We start from the raw sequence: 24,236 nt of genomic DNA on the forward strand, positions 1-24,236 counted from the left end.
GGCAGTCTTCGATCAAGACGACGTCTCGTTGAATAAGACAGGTGGTCGTGTGTCGGAGTTGACCGGTGCGCAGTTTCTGGCGCAATCACTCGACGCCTACGGCGTCACCGCGGTGTTCCTCGTCCCGACGATGCTCAGTCGAACGCTGGTGGAGATGGAGCGCACCGGCATTCGCCGGATCGTCACGCACGGCGAGAAGTCGGCGGCCTACATGGCAGACGGGTACGCGAGAGCAACGTCGCGCCCGGGAATCTGCATGGCGCAGAACGTCGGCGCTGCGAATCTCGCTGCGGGACTGCGTGATCCGTTCCTCGGATGTTCACCGGTGATCGCGATGACCGGCGGACCCTACCGCTGGAGTCGCGGGCGCAACTACTACCAGGAGATCGAAGACTTCCCGCTGTTCAAACCCGTCACGCGATCCAGCAGGCAGGTGATGCACACCGACCGGCTGCCAGACCTGCTCGATCAAGCGTTCCGGGACGCCACGGTCGGCAAGCCGGGGCCGACACACCTCGAACTCGCCGGCCACACCGGTGACGACATCGAGAACGGCACGCTCGACGCCGACCCGCCCAAGCCGTCCGTGCGTCGATTCCCCGCCGTCCGGATACCTCCGGACCGCGACGCCGTCAAAGCCGCCGCCGACGCGCTGCGCAGCGCACGCCGCCCGGTGATCGTCTCTGGCGGAGGTGTCCGCGCATCGGGTGCGAGCGTTGAAATCGTCGCTCTCGCCGAGTGGTTCGCGGCACCGATCGCGACGTCCCTGAACGGCAAGGACACCGTGCCCGGTGATCATCCGCTGCTGGTGGGCATTCCCGGGCTGTATCCGCGGGCAAGCGCCAACGAGGCGCTCCTCGAGGCCGACCTCGTCTTCTACGTCGGCAGCCAGACCGGAAGCCAACTCACCCTCAACTGGCAGGTGCCCGCGCCCGGCACCCGCGTGATGCACCTCGACATCGACCCCCGCGAGATCGGCCGCCATTTCGACACCGAAGTGGGAATCGTCGCCGACGCCAAGCTCGGGCTGACGGCGCTACTCGCCGAGATCGCGGGCGAGGCGCCGCTGGAGCGTCCGGAATGGACCAGCCGCACCGCCGAGCTCGTCGCGCGGTGGCGGTCGTCTGTCGCGCACCGCATCGACGAGCAGAACCCGTTGCGGCCGGAGTGGTTGGCGGATCGACTGGGCGGCCTGCTGCCCGAAGACGCCCTCGTGGTAGCCGACACCGGTCACGCAGGAATGTGGACCGCGGCCCATCTCGACCTCACCCAAGGGCAGGGCTTCATCCGCGCGGCCGGCTCACTGGGCTGGGGGCTGCCCGCCGCGATCGGCGCACAGATCGGCAGGCCGGACCGTCGCGTGGTGCTCTTCACCGGCGATGGCGGGCTGCTGTATCACCTCAGCGAGTTGGAGACCGCGGCGCGCTGGAACGTCCCGATCATCGCGGTGGTCAACAACAACCACTCGCTGAACCAGGAGATCAACCCCTACACCGTCGCATACGGCGGCAAGCTGCACGGTCGCCATCACGAGCTGTGGCACTTCGTCGACGTCGACTATGCCCGCGTGGCCGAATCGCTTGGCGTCGTTGGCATTCGGGTCGAGAAGGCCAGTCAGCTCGAGCCCGCGATGGCACGTGCCGCCGAAACAGACGGTCCGGTGCTCATCGACGTCGTGACCGACATCGACGCCGTCGCGCCGAAGGGTTCGGCGCAACCCGCTCAACCGTGATCGCCCCGAAAGGAAGGACCGAGATGGCCACCACCACTCCCAGTGTCGAGACGGTGCGCGAGTTGAGCGCGAAATATTCGAATTGGGGTCGCTGGGGCAAAGACGACCAGCGCGGCACGCTCAACCACGTCACCCAGGCCGATGTCGTCGCCGCTGCGGCGTGTATCCGCACCGGCAAACGCATCTCGCTGGCGCTGCCCTTCGATGCCGCGGGCCCGCAGATCGGCGGTTTCGGCCGTTTCAACCCGATTCACTTGATGTTCCGTGACGGCGGCGACATCGTGTCCGGCTCCATCATCGACGACTTCTACGGCGGCAACGACAGACATATTCGTGGTACCGACGACATGATCATCATGCCGCTGCAGTCGGGTACCCAATGGGATGCCCTGGCGCACATCATGTTCGAAGACAAGATGTACAACGGCTTCCCGGCCCGCAAGGTGACCAGCAAGGGCGCCCACGTCAACGACATCACGAAGGCCAAAGAATCAGTCGCGGGCCGCGGTGTGTTGCTCGACATGGCGCGGTTCAAGGGCGTCGACGCGTTGGCGCCGGGCTATGCGATCACGGCCGACGACCTCGAGGCTTGCGAGCGCGCACATGGTGTGACGGTGGGCCGCGGCGATTTCGTCTTGATCCGGACCGGCCAACTCGGCGAGCGGCGCGGCAACTGGGGCGATTACGCGGGCGGGCCTGCGCCCGGACTCGGCTTCGCCAGTGTGCCCTGGGTGGCCGAACGCGAGATCGCCGGCGTGGCCACCGACACTTGGGGGATGGAGGTGCTGCCCAATGAGACACCCGATGTCTTCCAACCGCTGCACTGCATCTTCATCGTCGCCATGGGTCTCTACATCGGCGAGATCTTCGACCTCGAGGAGTTGGCGGCCGACTGCGCAGAAGACGGCCAGTACGACTTCTTCTTCTGCGCACCCCCGCTGCCCATCACCAACGGGGTCGGCTCCCCGGTGAATCCTATGGCCATCAAGTAACGGGCCGATAAACAAGACACTGTCTTGACTATGGATGTAACCGCTGTCACATTAGAGGGCACAACGCACTCGAAACTCCCACCGCCATGGCGCCGCTGGCGCCGCGATAGCGCCAGCGCAACCACCACATCCGAAACAGGCCGAACCAAAGGAGATTCGCGATGAAGAAACGACTTGCCGCCCTCGCCGCACTGGCGAGCGGGGCGCTGGTCCTTGCCGGATGCTCAGGGGGCGGCGGTGACAGTGCCGAGCCTGGCGGCAAGCAGTCGCTCAAGATGGGCATGGCCGCGACGGACACCTTCACCGCGGAATGGTGGGGGTGGTTGGCCGCCGACAAGCTCGGCTACTACGACGATCTGAACCTCGACGTCGAGTTTGTTCCGGCCGGCGGCAGCGGGGATGCCATCGAGCAACTCATCGCAGGCAACCTCGATGCGGGCAACCCCTCCATGCCGACGGTGGGGGAGGCCGTCCTGGGCGGCCAGGATGTGGTGAACATCTTCACGTACAGCACGGGCGCGATCTTCGGCATCTTCACGCCGAAGGATTCCGGCATCGCCAAGATCGCTGACCTGAAGGGCAAGAAGATCGGCGTGTCCGAGCCCGGCGGCGGCGAAGTCGCCTTCCTCGAGGCCGCCCTGCGCGCGGAGGGCATCGACCCGATCAGCGACGTCACCATCATTCCGATCGGCGACGGCGGACCGGAAACGTATGCGGCGATCAGCAATAAAGAGGTCGACGCCTACTCGACGGCCTACAACGACATCTTCGGCCTGCAGACCAGCGGGATGTCACTCGATGACCTCACGCCCGAGTTCTACAAGAACTTCCCGGCGCGCGGCATCATCACTACCTCGAAGGTGATCGAGGAGAAGCCCGACGCGCTGAAGGCACTGGCCCGAGGCACCGCCATGGGCATCGACTTCTGCCTGGCCAACAACGAGGCGTGCATCAACTTCCTCAAGGAGGCCAACCCGGCCGCGTTCGAGGCGAACGCCGAGGGCGTCTCACAGGGGCTGCTGCGGTTCGACCTTTCGCTCACCCAGGTGCCGCCGCGCAACCCCGATCGCATCGGCGCGCATGACGAAGAGGAGACGCGGATCTTCCTCGACACCATCGCGTCGACGATGGAGAGTCCCGCGCCGTACGACCTGAACACCTTCCTCAATACCGAATTCCTGGACTATGCCAACGATTTCGACCGGGCGAAGGTGCGAGAGGAAGCGGCCAACTACAGCGGCTGACGCGGAGGGGACAGGGTAATCGGGATGGCAACGATGATGACCACCAAGACCGCTCCGCTGGTTCGTGCCGAGGGTGTGACCAAGGAGTATCGCGGCGCCGATACCGACACGGTCGCACTGTGCGGGATGGATCTCGACGTCATGGACGGCGAATTCCTGTCCCTGCTCGGGCCCAGTGGCTGCGGGAAATCCACCGCGCTGAACATCATGGGCGGTCTGCTCGCCCCGACATCGGGTTCGGTCACCTTCGACGGGAAGCCGCTGTCGGAACCCAGCCGCGACATCGGCATGATGTTCCAGCAGGCGGTGATGTTCCCGTGGCGAACCACGATCGACAACGTGCTGTTGCCGATCGAGGTGTTCGGTCAATCCAAGAAGAAGTACCGGGACAAGGCCGAAGAACTGCTGTCCATGGTGGGCATCTCGGAGTTCGCCAAGTCCTATCCGTGGCAGCTGTCGGGTGGCATGCAACAGCGGGCGGCGCTGTGCCGCGTGCTGATCCACAGCCCGAAGCTGTTGTTGCTCGACGAGCCGTTCGGCGCCCTCGACGAATTCACCCGCGAGTCGATGAACGCCGAACTGCTCCGGCTCCAGGCCTACACCAAGGCCACGGCGATCCTGGTGACGCACAACATCAACGAGGCGGTGTTCATGTCCGACCGGATCGCCGTGATGAGCGCGCGGCCCGGCCGGCTCGTCGGTATCATCGACGTGCCGTTCGAGCGCCCGCGCAATCCGGAGCTGACCCTCAACCCGGAATTCGCCGCGCTCGCGCTGGAAGTTCGAAACATGCTCGGGCTGCTGTGACTTCGGTACTGCGGCACAGGCCGAGCAAAGCCGGCGTTGCCAAAGCCGACGGTGGCGGCGGCAGCTCGTGGATCAGCGTCGGGACGATCGTCGCGCTCGCGCTCGCCTGGGAGTTGGTACCCCGCACGCTCGACGACCGCACCCTGTTCCCGACGCTGTCGGACACAGTCGCAGGCCTGATTCGGTTGGTCAGTGCCGGCTACTGGTGGAGCGACCTGACCAGCACGCTGGTCTCCGTCGTGTTGGCCTGGATGATCGGTTGCAGCGTGGGCCTTTTCGCCGGCGTCGCGCTCGGCACCGTGCCGTTCATCCGCACCGCCATCACGCCGTACGCCATCGCGGTTCAGGCGCTGCCGAAGATCGTGCTGGCACCGCTGATCATCGGCTGGCTCGGGTTCGGGCCGCAGAGCAAGATCGCCATCGCGGTGCTCATCTGTTTCTTCCCGGTATGGATCGACACCATGGTGGGTCTGGCGCTGCCGTCGGCCAACGAGTTCAAGCTGATGCACTCGCTGAACGCCACCCGAATCCAGACGTTCTGGAAGCTGCAACTGCCGTCGGCGGTGCCGATGATCATGGTCGGCGTCAAACACGCGATGCTGTTGGCGTTCACCGGCGTGCTGGTCGCCGAGATCCTGTCGTCGTCCGCGGGCGGACTCGGCACCCTGACCAAACAGTTCTCGTCGCAACTGAACATGCCGCTGACGTTCGCGGTGGTCATCGTCGTCGTCATCATCGCGGTCACACTGGTGTCGCTCATGGACGTGATCGAACGGCGAGTGGTGTTCTGGTCCGAGGAATCAAGGTCGAGGAAATCATGACGACCGTTTCCGACCAGGTCACCGAACTGCGCGCAGGCGGCACCGCGCAACGGCGGCGGACGGTGTCCCCGTACGTCGTCACCGCGTTGATCGCGCCCGTGATCTTCGCCGTGTGGTACTACATCACGAACAGCGGACTGGTGCCGTCGATCCTGCTGCCCACCCCTCAGAAGGTGGCTGCGGCGGTGCCGAAGGTCGTCGGCGCCAACGGTTTCTCCGACCACGTGTTGCGCACGGTGACCGAGATCGTGCTGGGTTTCGGGCTCGGCGCCTCGGTCGGCTTCGCACTGGGATTGCTGCTCGGCTCCTCGATCCGGCTGCGGACCGCCTACCTGCCGTTCCTGTCCGCACTCGAGGCCATCCCCACCGTCATCCTGGCGCCGGTGATCATCGCGTGGTTCGGCTTCGGGATCGAGGGCAAGATATTCCAGGCGGCGATCGCCTGCTTCTACGCCGTCTTCATCACAACTCTGTCCGGACTCGGTTTGGCCGAGCCGAATTCGGTCGCGTTGATGCGTTCGCTGTGCGCATCCAGGTGGCAGATCATGCGGATGCTGAAGATACCGGCCGCGTTGCCCGTGATCTTCGGCGGACTGCAACTCGGCGCCACCACCGCCATCATCGGTGCGATCGTCTCCGAGTTCGTCGGATCGGATGCGGGCCTGGGATACCTGCTTCAGCGCTACCGTTCCGGCTTCGACACCCCCGCGGTGTGGGTCATCATCGGCATCTTTTTGATCTTCGGCCTCGTCGCCTACTTCATCCTGTGGCTTGCCGAACGCAAGATCGTCTTCTGGCGCGCTGCGGCCATCACTCGCCCCGATCTGGAGAAGCAATGACCATCGACATTCACGCCCACACCGTGCCGGAAGCGTTCATCAAAGCAGTGGCCGCCGAGGTGCCCGCCGCGTGTCCGACCATCGAATCAGGCGACGGAGGATGGTATTTCAGCTATCCGGGGGGTCGGCGCAGCGGACCGTTTCCCGCCGGCATGTTCGACATCGACGCCCGGCTGGCGGACATGGACCGCGACGGCGTCGACGTTCACGCGCTCTCGGTGCCGCCGCCGCAGTTTCAGTACCGGCTGGAGGCCGGTGCCGCCGCCGCGCATGCCCGTCTGTATAACGACGCGTTGGTCGACATCGCCCGTGCCCATCCCGACCGGTTCGTCGTGCTCGGCACTCTGCCGATGCAGGACGTCGCGTCCGCGGTCGCTGAACTCGAGCGGCTGATCTCGATTCCCGAGATCGTCGGGCTCGAACTGGCGACCAACGTGGCGGGCACGAACCTCGGCGACGACAGCTTCTCCGACCTGTGGGCCGCGGTCGCCGCGGCCGGCCTGGCCGTCGTCCTGCATCCGTCCGAGGTGGCCGGCCACGACCGGATGCACGACTATTACCTGCACAACTTCGTCGGCAACCCGACCGACTCCACTCTCGCGGCGGGCTCGCTGATCTTTTCCGGAGTGCTGGAACGCAATGCGGCACTGCGGATTGCGCTGTTGCACGGCGGCGGCTTCCTGCCGTATCAGATCGGCCGCTTCGACCACGGCTGGCAGGTGCGGCCCGAAGCAGCCGCGAGGATCGGTCGGCCGCCCTCGCACTACCTGGACCGGTTCTGGTTCGACACCCTCACCCATGACCGAGGCTCGCTGCAGTTCTTGTTGGCACGGGTCGGCGCCGACCGGTTGGCGCTCGGCAGTGACTACCCGTTTGACATGGCCGACCCGGATCCGGTCGGTTCGGTGCGCGCGGCCGTCGCCGATCCGGCCGCGCTCGACAAGATTCTGCGGCAGACCCCGGAGGCGTTGTTGACCAGGGTCACCGAGGTCAGCCATGCGTGAGTGCGACGAGCTCACCCTGACTGTCCTGGTCGACAACTACATCGACATGCTGATGTCGAACTCGCCCGGCATCACCAGACAGGGCATGCCGGAGCATTTCGGTGCCCGCAACGGAACACCGTTGGCCGAGAACGGAATCTCGTTTTTCCTCGAAACCTCCGCAGGCGGTCGCCGTACGACGATCCTCTTCGACGCCGGGATGAGTCCCATTCCGTTGGTGCACAATGCCCGGCTTCTCGGCATCGACCTCACCAAGGTGGATCAGGTGGTGCTCTCCCACGGGCACCCCGACCACTTCGGCGGCATCTACGCAGCACTGGCCGAAATCGGCTATCGGGTCCCGGTGTTGGTGCACCCGTCGGCGTTCACACCGCGCTTGATCCAGCGCCCCGACGTCACGCTGCAGTACTTCAACAAGCAACTCACCGAGACCGATCTGGTTGAAGCGGGCGGTGCCGTCGTCGCGCTCAAGGATCCCCTCGAGATCGCCCCCGGCGTGATGACCAGCGGCGAGATTCCCACCACGGTTGACTTCGAAGAGGAGGTGCCTGTCGGCCGCATGTCGGTGCGGGACGGGCACGTCTGCGTCGACCCGATCGAGGATTATCAGACCCTGATCGTGAACGTGAAGGGTGTCGGATTGATCGTGCTGGACCCGTGCGGGCACGCGGGAGTGGTCTCCTCGCTCGACCACGCGATGAAACTCGCCGAGGTTGACGCCGTGCACGGCGTGCTCGGCGGATTCCACCTCGGGCATGCGGGCATCACCCAAGCCAAGGTGGACAGGACGGTCGACGAACTGGTCGCTCGCGGTCTTTCGTGGGTCTCACCGATGCACTGCAGTGGTTTTCGGACCCAACGCGCGGTCGCGGAACGGATGCCTGACGCCTTCAGACTGATGACGGTCGGCACCGTGGTGCGCTTCGCGGCGTGACTCAAGCGGCGTCAGCCGAATACCCAAGCAGATGCGACAGTTTCAGAGCGGCCTCACGCACCGCGGCACCGAACTCCTCGACGCGCGTGAGGTCGAACCGGGTGGACGGGCAGGTCCACAGGATCGCGGCCACGCAGTAGCCGTCGGCGCGGAGCACCGGCGCCCCGATGCCGCGCCCACCTGCCACCCGCTCGCCCAGACTCACGCTGTATCCGCGCTCGCGGTCCTGCTCGACGAACTTCTGCAGCAGCGCCCGATCGATCACCGTCTCCGAGGTCATCGGGCTGACGTCGACCTCCTCGAGGTATTTCGTGGCCTCCTCGGGTGGCATGCCCGCCAGAATCGCCCGCCCCGCCGCGCCGGCGTAAAGCGGCGAGACGACACCGGGCTCGATGACGTAGCGGATAGCCTGCCTGCAGTCGATCCGCTCCTGGAAACGAGCCTGATTGCCCTCGCGCACAATGAAATAACAGGTCTCGTCGAAACGTGCCACCAGGTCGCGCACGATCGGCTCGGCCAGCCCCCACAGGGAGTTGTGGGTGTGCAGCACCTCACCGAGGGACGACAGCCTGCGGCCGACCTCGTATCGTCCGGTCAACGGCGACTGCTCGACGACGTCGAGCGCGGCGAGCTGGTTGAAAATCCGGCTCACCGAGCTCTTGTCGATGCCCGTCTCGCGGGCGACCTCGCGCACACTGATCCCGTCGGGCGCGGCGGCCACCGCCTCCAGCAACGTGAACAACTTCGTCGCCACACCGCGATGCTCGGCCTCGGCAGTGTAGGTCGGTGCGGCGTCGTCGTCCGTGTCGTCGCTTGTCATCAAATCCCCTCCGGTGTGGTCGGCGTCAACGCGATGATTGACGCTGACCGGCTATCCCTATTGACTACATAGTCAAGACGCTGTCCCGAATTATATTGCAGCAGGAGTCCGAATGGCGATTATCTTCCCGTGGTACAGGCTCGGCTACATCATCCCGCACCGGCATACCGATATGGACGGCTATCAGTTTGCCCGTGTCGCGCCCGACGGCATGCTGCTTGTCACCACTCAACTCGACCTGGCCGAGTACAGCCTGGCCGCAGTCGAGCGCCAGTTGCCTGCGCTCTGGGAGGGCGTCGGCGTCCTGGCTCCCCGCACCGACTCGATCGCCATCTCGGGTGTGCCGCTGGCGGCGTCGCTCGGGCGGGAACGGACGACAGCGTTGCTGGCCGAGGCCGCCGACCGCGCGGGCCGGCCTTGTCGGACCGACCTCGAGTCGCACATCGAGGCCTTGCATCACCTCGGCGCAGAGCGGATCGCGCTGGCCACCCGCTGGCCTGACGCGCTGAACGACCGGATCGCCGAATACCTCGGCCAGGCAGGCATCGAGGTGGCATCGCTGCGATCCGAGCAGCGGAACCTGCAACAGAACAAGGCGGCAGATCCGCAGGCCGATCACCATTTGGCCCTGCGCCTCGGCCGAGCCGCGCTGGAAGCCGCCCCTGATGCGCAGGCGCTGATGCTGCCGGGCGGGCTGTGGTTGGCGATCTATGCCGCGCCGGTGTTGGAGGCGGAGTTCGGCGTGCCTGTGCTGCTCAACATCACCGTCACGGTGTGGGCGGCGCTGCACGCGGTCGAGGATCGACTGCCCGCTTATCCGGGACCGGGTGCGGGCGCACTGCTGGCGGGGCTGAACAGCCGCGCCCAGACCTTCACAAAGTAGGACAGTGTCTCGTATAGTCATCCAGTATCCGTGCCCCGCCGGTGAGCTGGAGGAATAGTGGATCTCGCAGCACTGACTGTCGGACGTTTCCTGGCGGAGGCCGTGGAAGAGGTACCGGACGATCCACTGCTGATCTGGCAAGACACCCACATCAGCTACCGCGAGTTCGACGAGCACTCCAATCGGGCCGCAAACGTGTGGCACGACCTCGGCGTGCGGCGCGGCGACCACGTCGCGTTCATGGTCGACAACAAGCCGGAGTTCCTTTACGCGTGGTTCGGCTTGGCCAAGTTGGGTGCGACGTTGGTGGCCATCAACACCGGCTTCAAGGAGCAGGAGACCCGCTACATCCTCGAGCACTCGCAGGCCAAGTACGCATTGGTCGACGACGTCTACGCCGACGTGGTGGCCCCCAGCATCGACACGCTGCCCGGCCTGAACGCGGTGTATTGCATGCAGGCAGGCGGAATGTTCCCGCACTTCGGCGAGCTGGTGGCGCGCGCCGACACCGCGGCGCCGGCGGCCGACGTTCACCCCGACGACGTCGTCAGCTTCATCTACACCTCCGGGACGACCGGAAACCCCAAGGCGGTGATGCAAAGTCAGAAGAACTTCGTGCTGACCGGTCAGGCCTACCCGCACTGGATGCGGATGGCCAAGGGCGACCGCATCTATGCCTGCCTGCCCTTGTTCCACATCAACTCTCAGGCCTACTCGATGATGGGCGCCATCGGCGCGCGCGGTGCGATCGTGTTGGCGCCGAAGTTCTCGGCAAGCACCTTCTGGGACGACATCCGCAGGCACAAGGTCGCGGTCTTCAACTTCATCGGCGCGATGACGCTCATCCTGAGCAAGAAGGAACCCGCCGACGACGATCTGGACAACGACGTCAAGGTGGCCTACGGCGTACCTGCCCTGCCCGGCGAGCTGCGCGAGGCACTCGAGCGTCGCTACGGCATGAAGGTGATCTCCGGCTTCGGCATGAGCGAGACCACCTTCGGCCTGCTCGAGCCCTTCGACGAGCGCCGCCGCGCCGGGGCGATGGGTTTTCCCCGCCACCACCCGGATCCGTCCGTCCCGCGCACCGAGGCCGCCGTCGTCGACGAGGATGGAAATCATCTGGGCGACAATCAAATTGGCGAACTGGTCCTCCGCGGGCCCGCTCACATGCTCGGATACTTCAATGACCCCGACAAAACCGCTGAGGTGCTCCGCGACGGGTGGCTCTACACCGGCGACATGGTCCGGCGCGACACCGACGGCCAGTACTACTTCGTCGACCGCAAGAAGGACATCGTCCGCAGGCGCGGCGAGAACGTGTCCTCACTCGAGGTCGAGAACGTCATCAACGAGCATCCGGCGGTGCTCGAATGCGCGGTGATCGGCGTGCCCTCCGAGCTCACCGACGAAGAGCTGATGGTCTTCATCGTCCCGCGCGACGGAGCCGAACTCGACTTCGCCGACATCGGGGACTGGGCCGCCGACCGGCTCGCGCGCTTCAAAGTTCCCCGCTACTACCGGCAGATCGACGCCCTGCCGAAGACCTCCACCCAGAAGATCGCCAAACACCAGCTCCGCGCCAGCGTCGACGATCCATCGAAGGGATACGATCGTGACCTCGCAGCCTCGGCCCGATGACGCTCTGCTGAAGGTGAATCCGCTCACCACCGACGCCGAGCTGGAAGAGGGTTCGGTGCCGGTGGCGATGAACAAGTACATCGACCTGGCCGGGTCGGTACTCATCGCGGCGCTCGGCGCCTTCGTCCTTGCCGTGGCCTTCAGCTACGCGCCCCCGAAGGTGGTGTTCGACGCGATCGGGCCGATGGGGTTCCCGAAAGCCATCGGCGCGTTCCTTCTCGTCGGCGGACTCGTCCAATCGGTGCGCAACATCGCCTACATCCGGCGATTCGGCAAGTGGGCGCCCGAAGAAGGCGTCGCGGACGAGCCGGATCACCCGACGTCGAAATGGCGTGGGCTGGGCTTCATCGCGGGATGCTTCGGCTACGTCGCACTCCTGGAGCCGCTCGGGTTCCTCATTGCGACGCCGCTGGCGATCACCGCGGGTCTCTGGGCGATGGGTTATGCGAACTGGGTCCGCCGGGTCGCCGTGGCGCTCGCCTTCACCGTCGTGGGTTTCCTGGTGTTCGAACTCGTCCTGGCCGTGCCGCTGCCTGCGGGGCCCATCGAATTCATGCTCATCGACGCGGGCCTGATCGACCCCTAGCGAAACGGAGTCGAGACGATGGACGTTGTGCGCGAAGGGCTTTCCGCATTTGCGGAGGCCATCACCGCCGGTGTCGCCATCCTGGGTCACCCGATGATGTGGGTGGCGATCGCCGTCGGCGCGATCGTCGGAGTGATCTTCGGCGCGATGCCCGGCGTCGGCACCACGCTGGCCTACGCGCTCATTCTGCCGTTCACGTTCCAGCTGGACATCGTGACGACGATCGTTCTGCTGATGTCGGTGTCGGTCGGTTCGCAGTACGGCAACAGCATCCCCGCCATCCTCGTCGGTGTTCCCGGGTCGCCCGCGGCGGCTCTCACGGTCATCGACGGCTACACGATGCACAAACGCGGCGAGACCGGCTATGCGCTCGGAATCGCGTTCGTCGGCGCAATATTCGGCCAGATCGTGTCCATCCTGTTCTTCATCGCCGCGATCATCCCGCTGGCCGCGCTGGCGTACTTCTTCCTGCAACCCGAGCTGTTCGCGCTGTATCTCTTCGGGTTGGTCGCGATCGTCAGCCTCACCGGCCGCAACGTGCTCAAAGGTTTGATGGCGGTCGCGATGGGACTGTTGATCGCGGTGGTCGGTCTCGACCCGGTCAACGCCACCACGCGGTTCACCTTCGACATCCCCTGGCTGAGAGGCGGTATCGATGCGACGATCGTCGTGATCGGGTTACTGGCGCTCAGCGAGCTTCTGCGACAGACCCGGCAGAACTTCCAATGGAACTCCAACGGCGGCCGGTTCAAGGCCAGGTTCCCGAACTGGCGGCGCTTCCTGCCGGTGATGCCGGCGATGTTCGGCGGCACCGTGGTCGGCACAGTGATCGGAGCGGTGCCGGGAGCCGGTGCGACCCCCGCGGCGATGATCGCCTACCAGAACGCGCGGATCATGTCCAAGCACCCGGAGAAGTTCGGCAAGGGCGCGCCCGACGGCATCGCCGCCAACGAAGCGTCCCAAAACGCGTCCAACTCCGGTGAATTGATACCGACACTGGGCATCGGGATTCCCGGCAGCGGATCAATGGTGCTGCTGTTGGCGGCGTTGTCGCTCAACGGTTTCGTGCCGGGCCCGCACCTGGTCAGCGAGTCGCCCGAGTTGTTCCACGCGGTCGTCGCAGGGCTGTTGGGGTCGTCGATCTTCATCATCCTCACCGGTTGGGTGATGGCGCGCGGCATGGTGAAACTGCTGACCATCAACCGTTCCGTCGTCATCGTGCTGTCGATCGCCACCGTCGTACTCGGTGTGTACTCGCTGCAGTTCCGGGTGATGGATGTGGCGATATGCTTCGGCGCCGCGGCGGTCGGCTATTTCATGCTCCGCTACGGCTATTCGACCCCTGCGGCCGCGCTGGCGGTCGTGCTGGCCGGTGGGTTCGAGGCGTCGCTGCGCCACGGTCTGTCCGTGTTCGACAACGACCCGACGGTGTTCTTCGCCCGACCGATCGCCCTGTCGATCCTGTGCCTGGCGCTGGCGTTCCTGGTCATCGGCATCAGGAGAACCGCGAAGGTGGCCAGGCAGGAACGCGAAATCGTCACAGTTCACGCCCGCGAGCAGACCAGCACGCCTGCGGACCGCACCGATGTCACCGCCGAACCCGTCGATCACGTTGCGCACAAGGAGAAATGACGTGTCAGAACAACCATCAGCCATTGCCGTCATTCTGGCGCAATATCCACCGGAGGAGCGCAAGCGCCGCGAGGACGCGGTTCGCGCCGCCGCTCCGTACGGCCAACCGGTCGAGTTTCTGGAGATCGAGGGCTCGGTCTACAAGAAGGGCCTCACCCAGTACCACCGTGCCGTCATCGCGCCACTGGTGGCCAGGGCCGCCCTCCAGGCGCAACGCGCCGGCTACAGCGCGGTGGTGCCGTACGGCACGTTGGATCTCGGCATCGACGAGGCCCGACACGTAGTCGACATACCCGTGATGGGTCCCGGCCGCACGAGCACCCACATCGCGCTGACGCTCGGGTCACGGGTCAGCGTGCTGTGCTACGACCAACCGCATGTCGTGATGTTCCGCAAGCTGCTGCCGTCCTGGGGAGTCACCGAGGGCGTCACGTCGATCCGTCCGGTCGACGTCCCGATCACCGAGATGGCAAGTCGCACAGACGAGCTCAGGAAGCGATTTGTCGAGCAGTCGCAGCGCGCCATCGAGGACGAGGGCGCCGAAATCATTCTGCCGCTCGGCATGACGATGGTGCCCGTCCTGATGTCCGCGGCGTCACTGTCCGACGAGATCGGTGTTCCCGTCGTCGACCCGATCGCTTCGACCCTCGCCGTCGCCGCGTTCCTCGGCTCGGGCGGCTACACCAACAGCCGCGTCGCCTACCCACACGTCGAGCCCTGACAGATCACTTCAAGAGCAAGGAGGCTCTCATGAGGGCAAGTCACATCATCCGATCCGTAGCGGCAACCATCGCGGCCACGGCATTGGTGGCAGGCGCGGTGGCGTGTTCGGCCGACCGCGAGCGCCAGCGTGGCGAGCAAGCCGACGACGGCACCGACACTCCGGTTTTCGCCGACGACGGCAAGCTGCAGCCGCTCAAGGACGGCTTCCCCGACAAGCCGTTGACGATCGTCGTTGTCGACGAGGCGGGCAGCGACGACGGCATCTACGCGCGGCAATTCGCGGAAGCGGCCGCCAAGATCGCGCCCGTCGACATCAAGGTGCTCGACCGACCCGAGTTCGGCAGCACGTACGGAGCATGGGAGGCGCTGGACTGGATCAGCGAGCAACGCGGCGGCGACGAGGGATACATGCTCGCAGTCGTCACGCTGCCGGGATCGACCATCGATCTGTTGGCGACGCCTGTCGCCAGCGAGCTCGACGTCAACATGGAGTCGCTGAACACCGTCGCGCTCACCGAGTCGGTGCCCTATGTGGTGGTGTCGCGGGCCGGCGCGCCGTGGGGCGACAGCTTCGAGGACATGTTGGCCTACGCCAAGGCCAATCCCGGTCAGGTCAAATACATTTCGCGCGGTCCCGGCGCCGGACCCGACCTCGCGATGAATAACTACGCCGACATCGCAGGCGTCGAGTTCAACACCAGCGTCGGCGGGTCACACTCGGAGATCAACACCGCGCTGGGCGCCGGTGCGGGCGACATCGCCGTCACGCTTCCCGGTGCGGCCTCCCCGTTCGTGCAGGACGGCAAGGTGGTTCTGCTGACCTGCACCGGCAACGCCAACCCGTGCGCCGCCAATTGGGGTAAGGCGCAACCGAACGCGGCGTCGGTGCTCGGCATCGAGAACGACCCGTGGGGTTCCACCCGCGGACTGGTCGCAGCCCAAGACATTCCGGAGTCACATCGGCTGTGGCTCGAGGCGCTGGTGAAAAAGGTCTCGGAGTCTGACGAGTTCATCAAGGCGCGTACGGCGATACCCGGTGTCGGCATGGACTACCTCGACAAGCAGCAGGCACTGGAACTTCAACAGGCGGCCTACGACCCCGCCTACGAAATCCTCGACCGGCTAGGGGGCCTCGCACCCGGCGTCTCGAAGTAACCAAGACCGACGGCGGATCACCCCGGGTCGCGTGGATCCGGGGGAGCCACCGACTGCCAGGAGGAACATCGCATGCGGGTGATTGATGCCCACGCGCATCTGATCTCGACGGATGCGGTCGAGACGCTGCGAGAAGAATTGCCGGATCACGCTCCGGCTTTCGAGGACTGTCCGGGTGGACGATACCTGGTGTACCCGAACGGTCGGGCGAGCGGGCCGCTGCCGCAAGGCATGTTCGATCTGGACGTGCGGCTCGACGACATGGACCGAACCGGGGTGTCCGTGCAGGTCCTCTCACCCAACCCGCCGCAGTTCGGCTATGCGCTCGACGCCGATGCGTCGGCGGTGCATTCGGCGGTCGTCAACGACGCGACGATCGCGACCGCCGAGAAGGCGCCCGACCGGCTGCTCGCGTTGCTGACCCTGCCGCTGCCGAATGTCGATGCGGCGCTGAACGAACTGGCCCGCTGCGCCGGACGCGCGCCGGTGCGGGGTGTCGAGATCGGGGCTAATATCGCGGGCGAGAACCTGGACGCGCCCGAACTCGAGCCGTTGTGGGCCGAGCTCGAGCGGCGGAGGATGTTCGTCCTCGTCCACTCGGCACCGGCCGACACCCCGCAGTACCGCAGGCATTTCACCCGCAATCTGGTTGGCAATCCTGCGGATTCCACGTTGGCCATCGCCAGCCTGATCTTCGGCGGCGTCGTCGAACGCCACCCCGATCTGGTGTTCTGCTTCGTGCACGGCGGCGGCTTCGCGCCCTACCAGATCGGCCGGTGGGACCGGGGCTGGCGGTCCCGCGAGGAACTGCGCGCAGCGGCGCCGCGGCCGCCCAGCGAGTATCTGCGCAGGTTCTACTTCGACAGTCTCACGCACGACTCTGCGTCGCTGGCGTTTCTCGGCGCCCGCGTCGGATGGGACCGAGTCGTTCTCGGCAGCGATTACTGCTTCGACATGGCCAGCGACGACCCCGTGGCAGACATCCGACTGCTGCATCTGGACTCCGCCGACGAATGCGCCGTGCTCGGCAACACCATGGCATCGATCCTCGATCGAGCCGAAACCGCAAGAGGAGAAGGATGACTGACGACCAAGTGGAGCGCGACTGGCAGCGCCTACACGACGCCGCCGAGCGCCTGAAGAACTGGGGCAAGTGGGGTCCCGACGATCAGGCGGGCACGGTCAACTACATCACGCCGGAGAAGATCCGGGCCGCCGCCGGGTTGGTGACTGACGGCAAGGTGCTGTCGTTGTCGATCGACTATGGCGAATCCGGGCCGCAGAGCGGGCATTTGCGCCGGTTCAACCCGATGAGCTTCATGATGCGCGACGGTGACGACGCCTACGCCAGGGCGCTGGCGGGCACGCCGCAGGGCATCGGCGCCGCCGACGACATCCTGATCATGGCCGCGCAGGGTGCCACCCACTGGGATGCGTTGGGGCACATGTTCTTCGACTCGAAGATGTGGAACGGATACGACGCCCGGCTGGTCAGCTCGATGGGCGCCGAGAAGAACGACATCAGCAACTACCGCGATCGCATCGTCGGACGCGCAGTGCTGCTCGACCTGCCGCGCTTTTTCGGCGTGGAGTGGCTGCAACCGGGACGAGCCGTCAGCGGCGACGAGTTGCAGGGGTGCGCCGACGCTCAGGGTGTGGCCGTCGGCTCCGGCGACATCCTGTTGATCCGCTTCGGCCAGATCACCCAGGTCCGCGCCGAGGGCAGCTGGGGGCAATACGCGGGCGGCGACGCGCCGGGACTCGCATTCGACACGCTGGATTGGTTGTTCCACAAGGAGATCGCAGGCATCGGCGTCGACACGTGGGGCGCGGAGGTACGACCCAACGACGTCTGCGCGGTCAACCAGCCGTGGCATCGAGTGGCATTACCGTCGATCGGTCTGCTGGTGGGGGAGATCTTCGACTTGGACGCGCTCGCAGAAGACTGTGCGGCCGACGGCCGCTACGAGTTCTTCTTCTCGGCGAATCCGCTGCCGGTGATCGGCAGCGTCGGTGGCCCGATCAACCCGGTGGTGGTCAAATGACCGAGCGCCCGATCCCGCAACTGCGCGGGGAGGAGAAGCAGTACTACGCCGACCTGCGCGAGCATCGGCTGCCGTACTACCGCTGCAGCGATTGCGAAGTGGCGTACGCGCGCCCGCAGGAGTTCTGCCCCGGATGCGGTGGCGGCGTGACGCGACAGTGGTCGTCGGGGATAGGGACGGTGTATTCGTTCACCACGCAACAGCGGGCAGGCCACCCGTACTTCGCCGACGCGGTTCCCTACACGATCGCACTTGTCGACTTCACCGAGGGCTTCTGCACATTGGCCGACCTGACGGTGCCGAACGGCAACCCCCGCATCGGGCAGCGCGTCCGCGTCGAATTCGAGGACGTGACCGACGAATTGACCCTCGCACACTTCGTGGCGGTGTCATGAGTATCCGAGGTAGGGCAGCCATCGTCGGCGCGGCCGAGGTCGACACCTGGCAGTCGGAGGGACGCTCCCCGGTCGGCCTGATGGCCGAGGCGACACGGCGCGCCGTGGCCGATGCCGGCCTGACGCTGGCCGACGTCGACGGCTTGTTCAGCGCCAGTTCGCATTACACGTTTCCGACCATGAACCTGGCCGAGAAGCTGGGGATGCACCCGCGATTCATGGATTCGTCGAACATCGGCGGTGCCTCGTTCATCAGTCATGTCGGCCACGCGGCCGCGGCGATCGCCGCAGGGCTCTGCGACGTCGCGGTGATCGCCTACGGCAGCACTCAGCGATCCGACAAGGGGAAATTGGTCAGCCGCGCCGAATGGTCGGCGTACGAGGAGCCGTACGGGCTCATCCATCCCATCTCGTCGGTGGCGCTCATGGCGCAACGCCACATGCACGAATTCGGCACCACCAGCGAGCAACTGGCCGCGGTGGCGGTGTCAGCGCGGGAATGGTCGCTGCTGCATCCGAATCCGCCATACCCGAAACCGCTCACCGTCGACGACGTGGTCGGCTCGAGGATGATCTCCACACCCTTGCACGCGAGGGACTGCTGCCTGGTCACCGATGGTGGCGCCGCGATCGTGATGACCTCCGCGCAGCGTGCGGCAACGCTGCGGCGGCCGCCCGTTTTTCTGATGGGTTTCTCGGAATCGAGCAACCATCGGACCGTCTCGGCGATGCCGAACCTCACCAGCACTGTGGCCAATCAGACGAGCCGGCTCGCGCTGGAGATGGCCGGGCGGTCACTGGCCGACATCGACACCGCCCACGTCTACGACGCCTTCACGATCAGCCTGCTGATCCTCTTGGAGGACATCGGCTTCTGCGGCAAAGGTGAGGGTGGCCCATTCGTGGCCGACGGCAACATCGCTCCCGGCGGCACTCTCGCCCTCAACACCAACGGTGCCGGGCTGTCCTACACCCACCCGGGCATGCTCGGTCTGTTCCTACTCACCGAGGCGGTCGCGCAGTTGCGGGGAGATGCGGGGCAGCGCCAAGTGCCGGGCGCGGCGACCTCACTGGTGCACGGCATGGGTCTGACGATCGCCGCTCATAGTACGGCGATACTGTCGACACATGCAGATTGAGTCAACGCTGCCGCATTGCCCGCGGTGAGCGGCCCGAAGTGAGCGCCGAAACCGTCGACGGAGTCGGGTTTCGGTCCGAGCGGGGTCCGATCCTCGCGTCGATCATGCTCACGATGAGCCTGGTGGCGCTGGACGCGACGGTGCTGGCCACCGCGGTGCCGACGATCGTCGGCGAACTCGGCGACTTCAACCTGTTTCCGTGGCTGTTCTCCGGCTATCTGCTCGCGCAGGCGGTGACGACGCCGCTGTACGCCAAGCTGTCGGACCTGTTCGGGCGCAAACCCGTCATCCTGGTCGGCATCGGGCTGTTCATGGCCGGGTCGATCCTGTGCACGGTCGCATGGTCGATGCCCACGCTCATCGTGGCCCGCGCGGTGCAGGGGCTGGGCGCCGGTGCCGTGCAACCGATGTCGGTGACGATCGTCGGCGACATCTACTCACTGGCCGAACGAGTCAGGGTGCAGGGCTATTTCGCCAGCGTGTGGGCGATGGCTTCGGTGGTCGGCCCGACGCTCGGCGGGGTGTTCTCCGAGCTGGGGATTTGGCGCGCGCTGTTCGCGCTCAATGTGCCGCTGTGCCTGTTGGCCGCGTGGATGATGGTGCGGCGCTTCCACGAGAACGCCGAGCGCGCCGCGCGGCCCGTCGACTACCGCGGCGCGGTGCTGCTGATCGCGGCGCTGACGTCATTGGTGCTGGGCATCCTCGGCGGCGGGCAGGCCTGGGCGTGGGCCTCGCCGGCCAGCTTCGCCGCGTTCGGCGCGGGCGTGCTGCTGCTGGTGGCGTTCGCCGTGTCCGCGCGTCGCACCCCCGAACCGATCCTGCCCGGGTTCGTGCTGACCCGGCGCCTGCTGGTGACCACGACGGTCGTGGGGCTCGCCGTCGGCGCGATCCTGATCGGGCTCACCTCCTACGTGCCGACCTACCTTGAAGGCTCCCTGGGGGTTTCGCCGGTGCAGGCCGGCCTGGCATTGACGACGCTGACCATCGGCTGGCCGCTGGCCTCGGGCCTGGCCGGCCGCATCTACCTGCGGGTCGGGTTCAAGAAGACCGCGATCATCGGCGCGGCGCTGGTGCTGACAGGCGCGGGATCGCTGCTGTCGGTGGCGCACCGACCGAACATCATCGCGATCGCCGCACTGTGCTTCGTCATCGGCTGCGGCCTCGGCCTGCTGGCGCTGCCGAGCCTGATCGCCGCGCAGTCCAGCGTCGACTGGGAGGAACGCGGCGTGGTCACCGGAACGCACATGTTCGCCCGCTCGCTGGGCAGCGCGGTGGGCGTGGCCGTTTTCGGAGCCATCGCCAACACCTTCTTCGGCGATGGCGACGTGCATTCGCTGGGCGCCTCGGTCATTCAGTCGGGCACCGCCGCGGTGTTCGTCGGCGTCGTGGTGGTCGCCGTGCTAGCCGCGGTCGCGGTGGCCGCGATGCCGCCGACGCCGCCTGCCCGGAATCCTCACGGGCCGACGACAGCGCCCAGGTAGTTGTTGCTCAGCGCCGCATAGGTGCCGTCGTGCTGCGCGGTGCTCAGCCACTGGTTCACCGCGTTCTGCAGCGCTGTATCGCCTTGCGGCAGCAGGTAAGCCTTCTCGTCGGAGGTGAACGGCTGATCGACGCCCACCCCGCACAGCGCCGGATTCTGCTTGGTCTGATAGCGAATCTCGCTGGTGTCGGTGAACATCACGTCCGCCGCACCGGAGGTCAGCTGCTCGAAGATGGTGTTGTTGTCGGGGTAGATCTGCAACTGCGCGTTCTTGATATGCCCGCGGGCGAACTCCTCGTTGGTGCCGCCGGGATTCTCGACGACGCGCACACCGGGCTGGTCGAAGTCGGCGAGCGTGCGGTATCGCGCGCTGTCGGTGCAGCGGATGATGGCGCTCTTGCCGTCGCGCAGATAGGGCTGGCTGAACAACGCGCGCTCGGCACGCGCCGCCGTGACGGTGATGCCGCCCATCGCGACATCGCAGCGAGACCCGATGTCGTTCATCAGGTTCGGCCACGTCGTGGGCACCAGCTCCAGATCGGCGCCGAGGTGCTCAGCGAGGCTGTGCGCCATGTCGATGTCGAGGCCCTGCCAATTGCCGTCGTCGCGGAACGTGAACGGGCGATAGTCACCGGTGCTGCACACCTTGACGACCTTGCTCGCCTCGATCTGCGGCAGCCGTGACTCGTCGGCCGTTGCAGTGCCGGACGTGACGGCGGAAGTGACAATTCCCAGGGGCAGCAGCGCGGCGGCAAGCCCGCGGCGCACGTTTCCAGCAGGCATCACCGACCACTTTAGGCCTTCGGTCGAGATCGTTATCGTCTAGGCGTGACTGAAACCTTTACCGAAAGGTTCGCAGCGGGGCTGGCCGGCTACGGCGACGGGCAGTGCATCGAGTTCGAGGGCCGCTGGTACACCGGCGACGAGGTCACCGCCTACGCCGACGCGATCGGCGCCCAGCTGCGTGCGGCGGGTGTCGACGACGACGCGCCGGTCGGGCTGGTGGTGCGCAACCGACTGCCGCATGCGGCGGCGATCATCGGCTTCCTCGCGGCCGGGCGCGCGGTCTCGATGATCTATTCGTTTCAGTCGCCGGAGGCCATCGGCCGCGACATCGAAACGCTGAATCTCTCGGCGATCGTGGCCGATAGCGAAGACTGGACCGACGCGGTGATCACCGCCGCCAAACGGACCGGCAGCGCAGGGGTCGCGCTGTCGGTGACGGCGCCCACCGTCACCGCCGTGCCCGGGCTCGAGCGCCGCGACGAATCCCGTCGGCACACCGAAGCCGAACCCGATGTGGCGCTTCAGATTCTGACCAGCGGCACCACCGGCCCACCCAAACGGCAGTCGATCAAGACACGGGTGCTCGAACGCACGGTGTTCAGCGTGACAAGCGGCGAAGCCGCACCACCAGGCGCCCCGCCCGAGTTCTCCTACTGGCAGTTCGGCGGCATCGGGGTGTGCCAGCTGATCGCAGGCATCTACAACGGCAGGCGCATCGTCATCCTGGAACGGTTCACCGTCGACGGCTGGGTGAACGCGGTGAAGACGCACGGCATCAAGCGCTCCGGCGTGCAGCCCGCCGTCATTCGCATGCTGCTCGACGCCGACGTGCCCAAGGAAGACCTCGCGTCGCTGGACTTCCTGATCAGCGCGTCGGGCCCGCTGGACCCGGAGACCCGCGACGAGTTCGAGGCGCGCTACGGGATCGCGGTCAAATTGGCTTACGGAGCAACCGAATTCGCCGGGTCGCTGTGCGCCTGGACACCGGAGATGGAACGCGAGTTTGGCGCCAGCAAGCGCAACAGCGTCGGGCGGGCGCTGCCCGACACGCAGCTGCGCATCGTCGACCCCGACACCGGCGCCGAGCCGCCCACCGGTGAGCGTGGGCTGGTGGAGGCGAAGATCGCCGCGATCAGCGACGACTGGATCCGCACCACCGACATCGCCTCGATCGACGAGGACGGCTTCGTCACCTTGCACGGCAGGGCCGACGGCGCCATCAACCGCGGCGGTTTCAAGATTCTGCCGGAAACCGTTCGGCGCGTACTGATTTCGCATCCGGCCGTGCGCGACGCCTGCGTGGTCGGGGTACCCGACGCGCGGCTGGGCCAGGTGCCGTTCGCGGCCGTCGAAGTGACACCGGGCCTGCCAGTGCCGACCGAGGACGAACTCGAAGACATGGTCCGCCGCTCGCTTCCGGTGTACAACGTGCCGGTCGCCTTCGTCATGGTCGACGAACTGCCGCGCAACCCGGCGCTGAAGGTCAGCCTGCCCGCCGTCGCTGCGCTCTACGAATCGCGCTCGAAGACGTAGAACCGCGCCGGCTGCTGGCCTTTGCGCGCTTCGGCGGGTTCGGGGCCCGACGAGAGCATCTTCCAGTCCGTCGCGAACAGCGTTTCGACCTCGTCGGGATTGATGCCGGGCACACCGAATATGGTGCCGCGGAGGAACTCCACCAACAGCAGCCGCGCACCGGGTGCGGCCGCCGCCGTCACCTCCCGCACGTAGGACCGCCGGTCGTCGGCGTTCATGCCGTGCAGGCACCCGTTGTCGACAATCAGTTCGAAGCCCGACCCGATGCCGTACTCACTCAACCGGGTGACGTCGGCCTGCTCGAAGCGGATGTCGACATTCTCCGCGGCGGCTTTGGCGCGCGCCTTGTCCAGCGCGGTGGCGACGAAGTCGACGCCGGTGACCTGCCAGCCGTGCTTGGCCAGATAGATGGAGTTGTCCCCGGTGCCGCAGCCCACGTCCAGCGCAGTCCCGGGTTGCAGCGGCGGGGTGTGGCTGTCGCCTTCGACCAGCGTCTGCAGGCTTTTCGCCAGCGGATGACCGTCCCAAGGCGCGAAGCCGATCCGGTAGAGGACCCGGTAGAGCAACTGCCGGGACGACATGTCACACCGATCCCAGGTCCGCCGAAAGCCAGTGCTGCGGACGCATGTAGATCACCACGCTCTCGCCGTGCTCGCGGCGGGCGAATTCCAGATACGGCTCGACCGCTTCGGGCCGAAGATAGCGCTTCGTCAGCTCGACGAGCTGGTCGTCGGTCGCGGGTTCGACGCGACTGACGGGGCCGTCGACCGACACATACCGGACCGTGGGTTCGACGCGGTCGACCATCAAGGTGAACTCGCCCTGGGTCTCGATGAGCCGATGCTTGCGTGAGCCGAGGCCGGTGAGCACCCATGGCTCACCGCCGGGTTGGTACTGATACCAGATGGGCACGGTCAGCGGTCCACGCTTGTCGCCCGCGGAAACCGACAACGCAGCGACGTGAGGCTCGGCCAGAAACTGTTCGCGTTCTTCCTTGGAAAGGGCCATGATCGTCAGGCTAGGCCTCTAGCGACACACAGGCCGCGCA

Annotated in this window: 24 protein-coding genes; 20 read left to right on the forward strand and 4 right to left on the reverse strand. The window is 66.1% G+C overall.

Features of this window, described 5'->3' with window-relative positions; all coding sequences use genetic code 11:
- Window positions 1-49 precede the first annotated feature (49 nt).
- The 8 genes from CQY20_RS20945 to CQY20_RS20980 all read left to right on the forward strand — a co-directional run bounded on the left by CQY20_RS20945 (window position 50) and on the right by CQY20_RS20980 (window position 8,373).
- Entirely contained in the window at window positions 50-1,732 is a 1,683-nt protein-coding gene (locus CQY20_RS20945) for a thiamine pyrophosphate-binding protein (protein WP_133119093.1), read from the forward strand.
- Between the two features lie 23 nt (window positions 1,733-1,755).
- Window positions 1,756-2,724 carry a cyclase family protein gene (locus CQY20_RS20950; RefSeq protein WP_097942045.1) on the forward strand — a complete coding sequence of 323 codons (969 nt, stop codon included), beginning with the start codon at window positions 1,756-1,758 and terminating at the stop codon, window positions 2,722-2,724.
- A 161-nt stretch (window positions 2,725-2,885) separates the two neighbouring features.
- Window positions 2,886-3,968: an ABC transporter substrate-binding protein gene (locus tag CQY20_RS20955; protein WP_097942006.1), complete on the forward strand. Its 1,083-nt coding sequence runs from the start codon at window positions 2,886-2,888 to the stop codon at window positions 3,966-3,968.
- 24 nt (window positions 3,969-3,992) lie between these two features.
- Window positions 3,993-4,775, forward strand: coding sequence for an ABC transporter ATP-binding protein (locus CQY20_RS20960; protein WP_207767302.1), 783 nt, complete (start codon window positions 3,993-3,995; stop codon window positions 4,773-4,775).
- Entirely contained in the window at window positions 4,772-5,596 is an 825-nt protein-coding gene (locus tag CQY20_RS20965; protein WP_097942007.1) for an ABC transporter permease, read from the forward strand. Before CQY20_RS20960 ends, CQY20_RS20965 begins: the two co-directional genes overlap by 4 nt.
- Entirely contained in the window at window positions 5,593-6,435 is an 843-nt protein-coding gene (locus CQY20_RS20970) for an ABC transporter permease (RefSeq protein WP_097942008.1), read from the forward strand. Before CQY20_RS20965 ends, CQY20_RS20970 begins: the two co-directional genes overlap by 4 nt.
- Window positions 6,432-7,439 (forward strand): amidohydrolase family protein, encoded by a 1,008-nt coding sequence (locus CQY20_RS20975; protein WP_097942009.1) that lies wholly within the window; start codon window positions 6,432-6,434, stop codon window positions 7,437-7,439. The genes CQY20_RS20970 and CQY20_RS20975 overlap by 4 nt, the downstream gene beginning before the upstream one ends.
- Window positions 7,432-8,373: an MBL fold metallo-hydrolase gene (locus CQY20_RS20980; RefSeq protein ID WP_097942010.1), complete on the forward strand. Its 942-nt coding sequence runs from the start codon at window positions 7,432-7,434 to the stop codon at window positions 8,371-8,373. The genes CQY20_RS20975 and CQY20_RS20980 overlap by 8 nt, the downstream gene beginning before the upstream one ends.
- A gap of 1 nt (window position 8,374) precedes the next feature.
- Here the strand turns inward: CQY20_RS20980 and CQY20_RS20985 are convergent, their stop codons facing one another.
- Window positions 8,375-9,193 carry an IclR family transcriptional regulator gene (locus CQY20_RS20985; protein WP_097942011.1) on the reverse strand — a complete coding sequence of 273 codons (819 nt, stop codon included), beginning with the start codon at window positions 9,191-9,193 and terminating at the stop codon, window positions 8,375-8,377.
- 112 nt (window positions 9,194-9,305) lie between these two features.
- Between CQY20_RS20985 and CQY20_RS20990 the strand changes: the two genes are divergently transcribed.
- The 11 genes from CQY20_RS20990 to CQY20_RS21040 all read left to right on the forward strand — a co-directional run bounded on the left by CQY20_RS20990 (window position 9,306) and on the right by CQY20_RS21040 (window position 20,870).
- Window positions 9,306-10,076, forward strand: coding sequence for an aspartate racemase/maleate isomerase family protein (locus tag CQY20_RS20990; protein WP_097942012.1), 771 nt, complete (start codon window positions 9,306-9,308; stop codon window positions 10,074-10,076).
- A gap of 57 nt (window positions 10,077-10,133) precedes the next feature.
- Entirely contained in the window at window positions 10,134-11,714 is a 1,581-nt protein-coding gene (locus CQY20_RS20995; RefSeq protein ID WP_097942013.1) for an AMP-binding protein, read from the forward strand.
- Window positions 11,689-12,300: a tripartite tricarboxylate transporter TctB family protein gene (locus CQY20_RS21000; protein WP_097942014.1), complete on the forward strand. Its 612-nt coding sequence runs from the start codon at window positions 11,689-11,691 to the stop codon at window positions 12,298-12,300. Before CQY20_RS20995 ends, CQY20_RS21000 begins: the two co-directional genes overlap by 26 nt.
- 18 nt (window positions 12,301-12,318) lie before the next feature.
- Complete coding sequence (locus tag CQY20_RS21005) at window positions 12,319-13,932, forward strand: tripartite tricarboxylate transporter permease (RefSeq protein WP_097942015.1); 1,614 nt, start codon at window positions 12,319-12,321, stop codon at window positions 13,930-13,932.
- Window position 13,933: 1 nt separating this feature from the next.
- Window positions 13,934-14,653 (forward strand): aspartate/glutamate racemase family protein, encoded by a 720-nt coding sequence (locus CQY20_RS21010; RefSeq protein WP_097942016.1) that lies wholly within the window; start codon window positions 13,934-13,936, stop codon window positions 14,651-14,653.
- A gap of 29 nt (window positions 14,654-14,682) precedes the next feature.
- The gene (locus CQY20_RS21015; RefSeq protein ID WP_097942017.1) at window positions 14,683-15,810 is read left to right on the forward strand and encodes a tripartite tricarboxylate transporter substrate-binding protein; all 1,128 of its coding nucleotides are present in this window, start codon (window positions 14,683-14,685) and stop codon (window positions 15,808-15,810) included.
- A 72-nt stretch (window positions 15,811-15,882) separates the two neighbouring features.
- Window positions 15,883-16,893, forward strand: coding sequence for an amidohydrolase family protein (locus tag CQY20_RS21020; protein ID WP_097942018.1), 1,011 nt, complete (start codon window positions 15,883-15,885; stop codon window positions 16,891-16,893).
- On the forward strand, window positions 16,890-17,855 hold the full coding sequence (locus CQY20_RS21025; RefSeq protein WP_097942019.1) for a cyclase family protein: 966 nt from the start codon (window positions 16,890-16,892) through the stop codon (window positions 17,853-17,855). Before CQY20_RS21020 ends, CQY20_RS21025 begins: the two co-directional genes overlap by 4 nt.
- Window positions 17,852-18,250: a Zn-ribbon domain-containing OB-fold protein gene (locus CQY20_RS21030; RefSeq protein WP_097942020.1), complete on the forward strand. Its 399-nt coding sequence runs from the start codon at window positions 17,852-17,854 to the stop codon at window positions 18,248-18,250. The genes CQY20_RS21025 and CQY20_RS21030 overlap by 4 nt, the downstream gene beginning before the upstream one ends.
- A complete protein-coding gene (locus tag CQY20_RS21035; RefSeq protein WP_097942021.1) occupies window positions 18,247-19,389 on the forward strand; it encodes an acetyl-CoA acetyltransferase in 1,143 nt (380 codons plus the stop codon). Before CQY20_RS21030 ends, CQY20_RS21035 begins: the two co-directional genes overlap by 4 nt.
- 38 nt (window positions 19,390-19,427) lie before the next feature.
- Window positions 19,428-20,870, forward strand: a complete 1,443-nt coding sequence (locus CQY20_RS21040) for an MDR family MFS transporter (RefSeq protein ID WP_234816337.1) — start codon at window positions 19,428-19,430, stop codon at window positions 20,868-20,870.
- Here the strand turns inward: CQY20_RS21040 and CQY20_RS21045 are convergent.
- A complete protein-coding gene (locus CQY20_RS21045) occupies window positions 20,843-21,652 on the reverse strand; it encodes a transporter substrate-binding domain-containing protein (RefSeq protein ID WP_097942022.1) in 810 nt (269 codons plus the stop codon). The two genes, CQY20_RS21040 and CQY20_RS21045, sit on opposite strands and share 28 nt — an antisense overlap.
- Before the next feature lie 45 nt (window positions 21,653-21,697).
- Here CQY20_RS21045 and CQY20_RS21050 point away from each other — a divergent pair, with 45 nt between their 5' ends.
- Window positions 21,698-23,188, forward strand: a complete 1,491-nt coding sequence (locus tag CQY20_RS21050) for a class I adenylate-forming enzyme family protein (RefSeq protein ID WP_097942023.1) — start codon at window positions 21,698-21,700, stop codon at window positions 23,186-23,188.
- On the opposite strand, the gene CQY20_RS21055 is transcribed toward CQY20_RS21050, so the two are convergent.
- Both CQY20_RS21055 and CQY20_RS21060 read right to left on the reverse strand, forming a co-directional pair.
- Window positions 23,164-23,769, reverse strand: a complete 606-nt coding sequence (locus CQY20_RS21055) for a class I SAM-dependent methyltransferase (RefSeq protein ID WP_097942024.1) — start codon at window positions 23,767-23,769, stop codon at window positions 23,164-23,166. The genes CQY20_RS21050 and CQY20_RS21055 overlap by 25 nt on opposite strands.
- 1 nt (window position 23,770) lies before the next feature.
- Window positions 23,771-24,196 carry a pyridoxamine 5'-phosphate oxidase family protein gene (locus CQY20_RS21060; RefSeq protein WP_097942025.1) on the reverse strand — a complete coding sequence of 142 codons (426 nt, stop codon included), beginning with the start codon at window positions 24,194-24,196 and terminating at the stop codon, window positions 23,771-23,773.
- Window positions 24,197-24,236: the final 40 nt, after the last annotated feature.

It is taken from the genome of Mycolicibacterium agri (genome assembly GCF_002553505.1).
Taxonomy (GTDB): domain Bacteria; phylum Actinomycetota; class Actinomycetes; order Mycobacteriales; family Mycobacteriaceae; genus Mycobacterium; species Mycobacterium agri.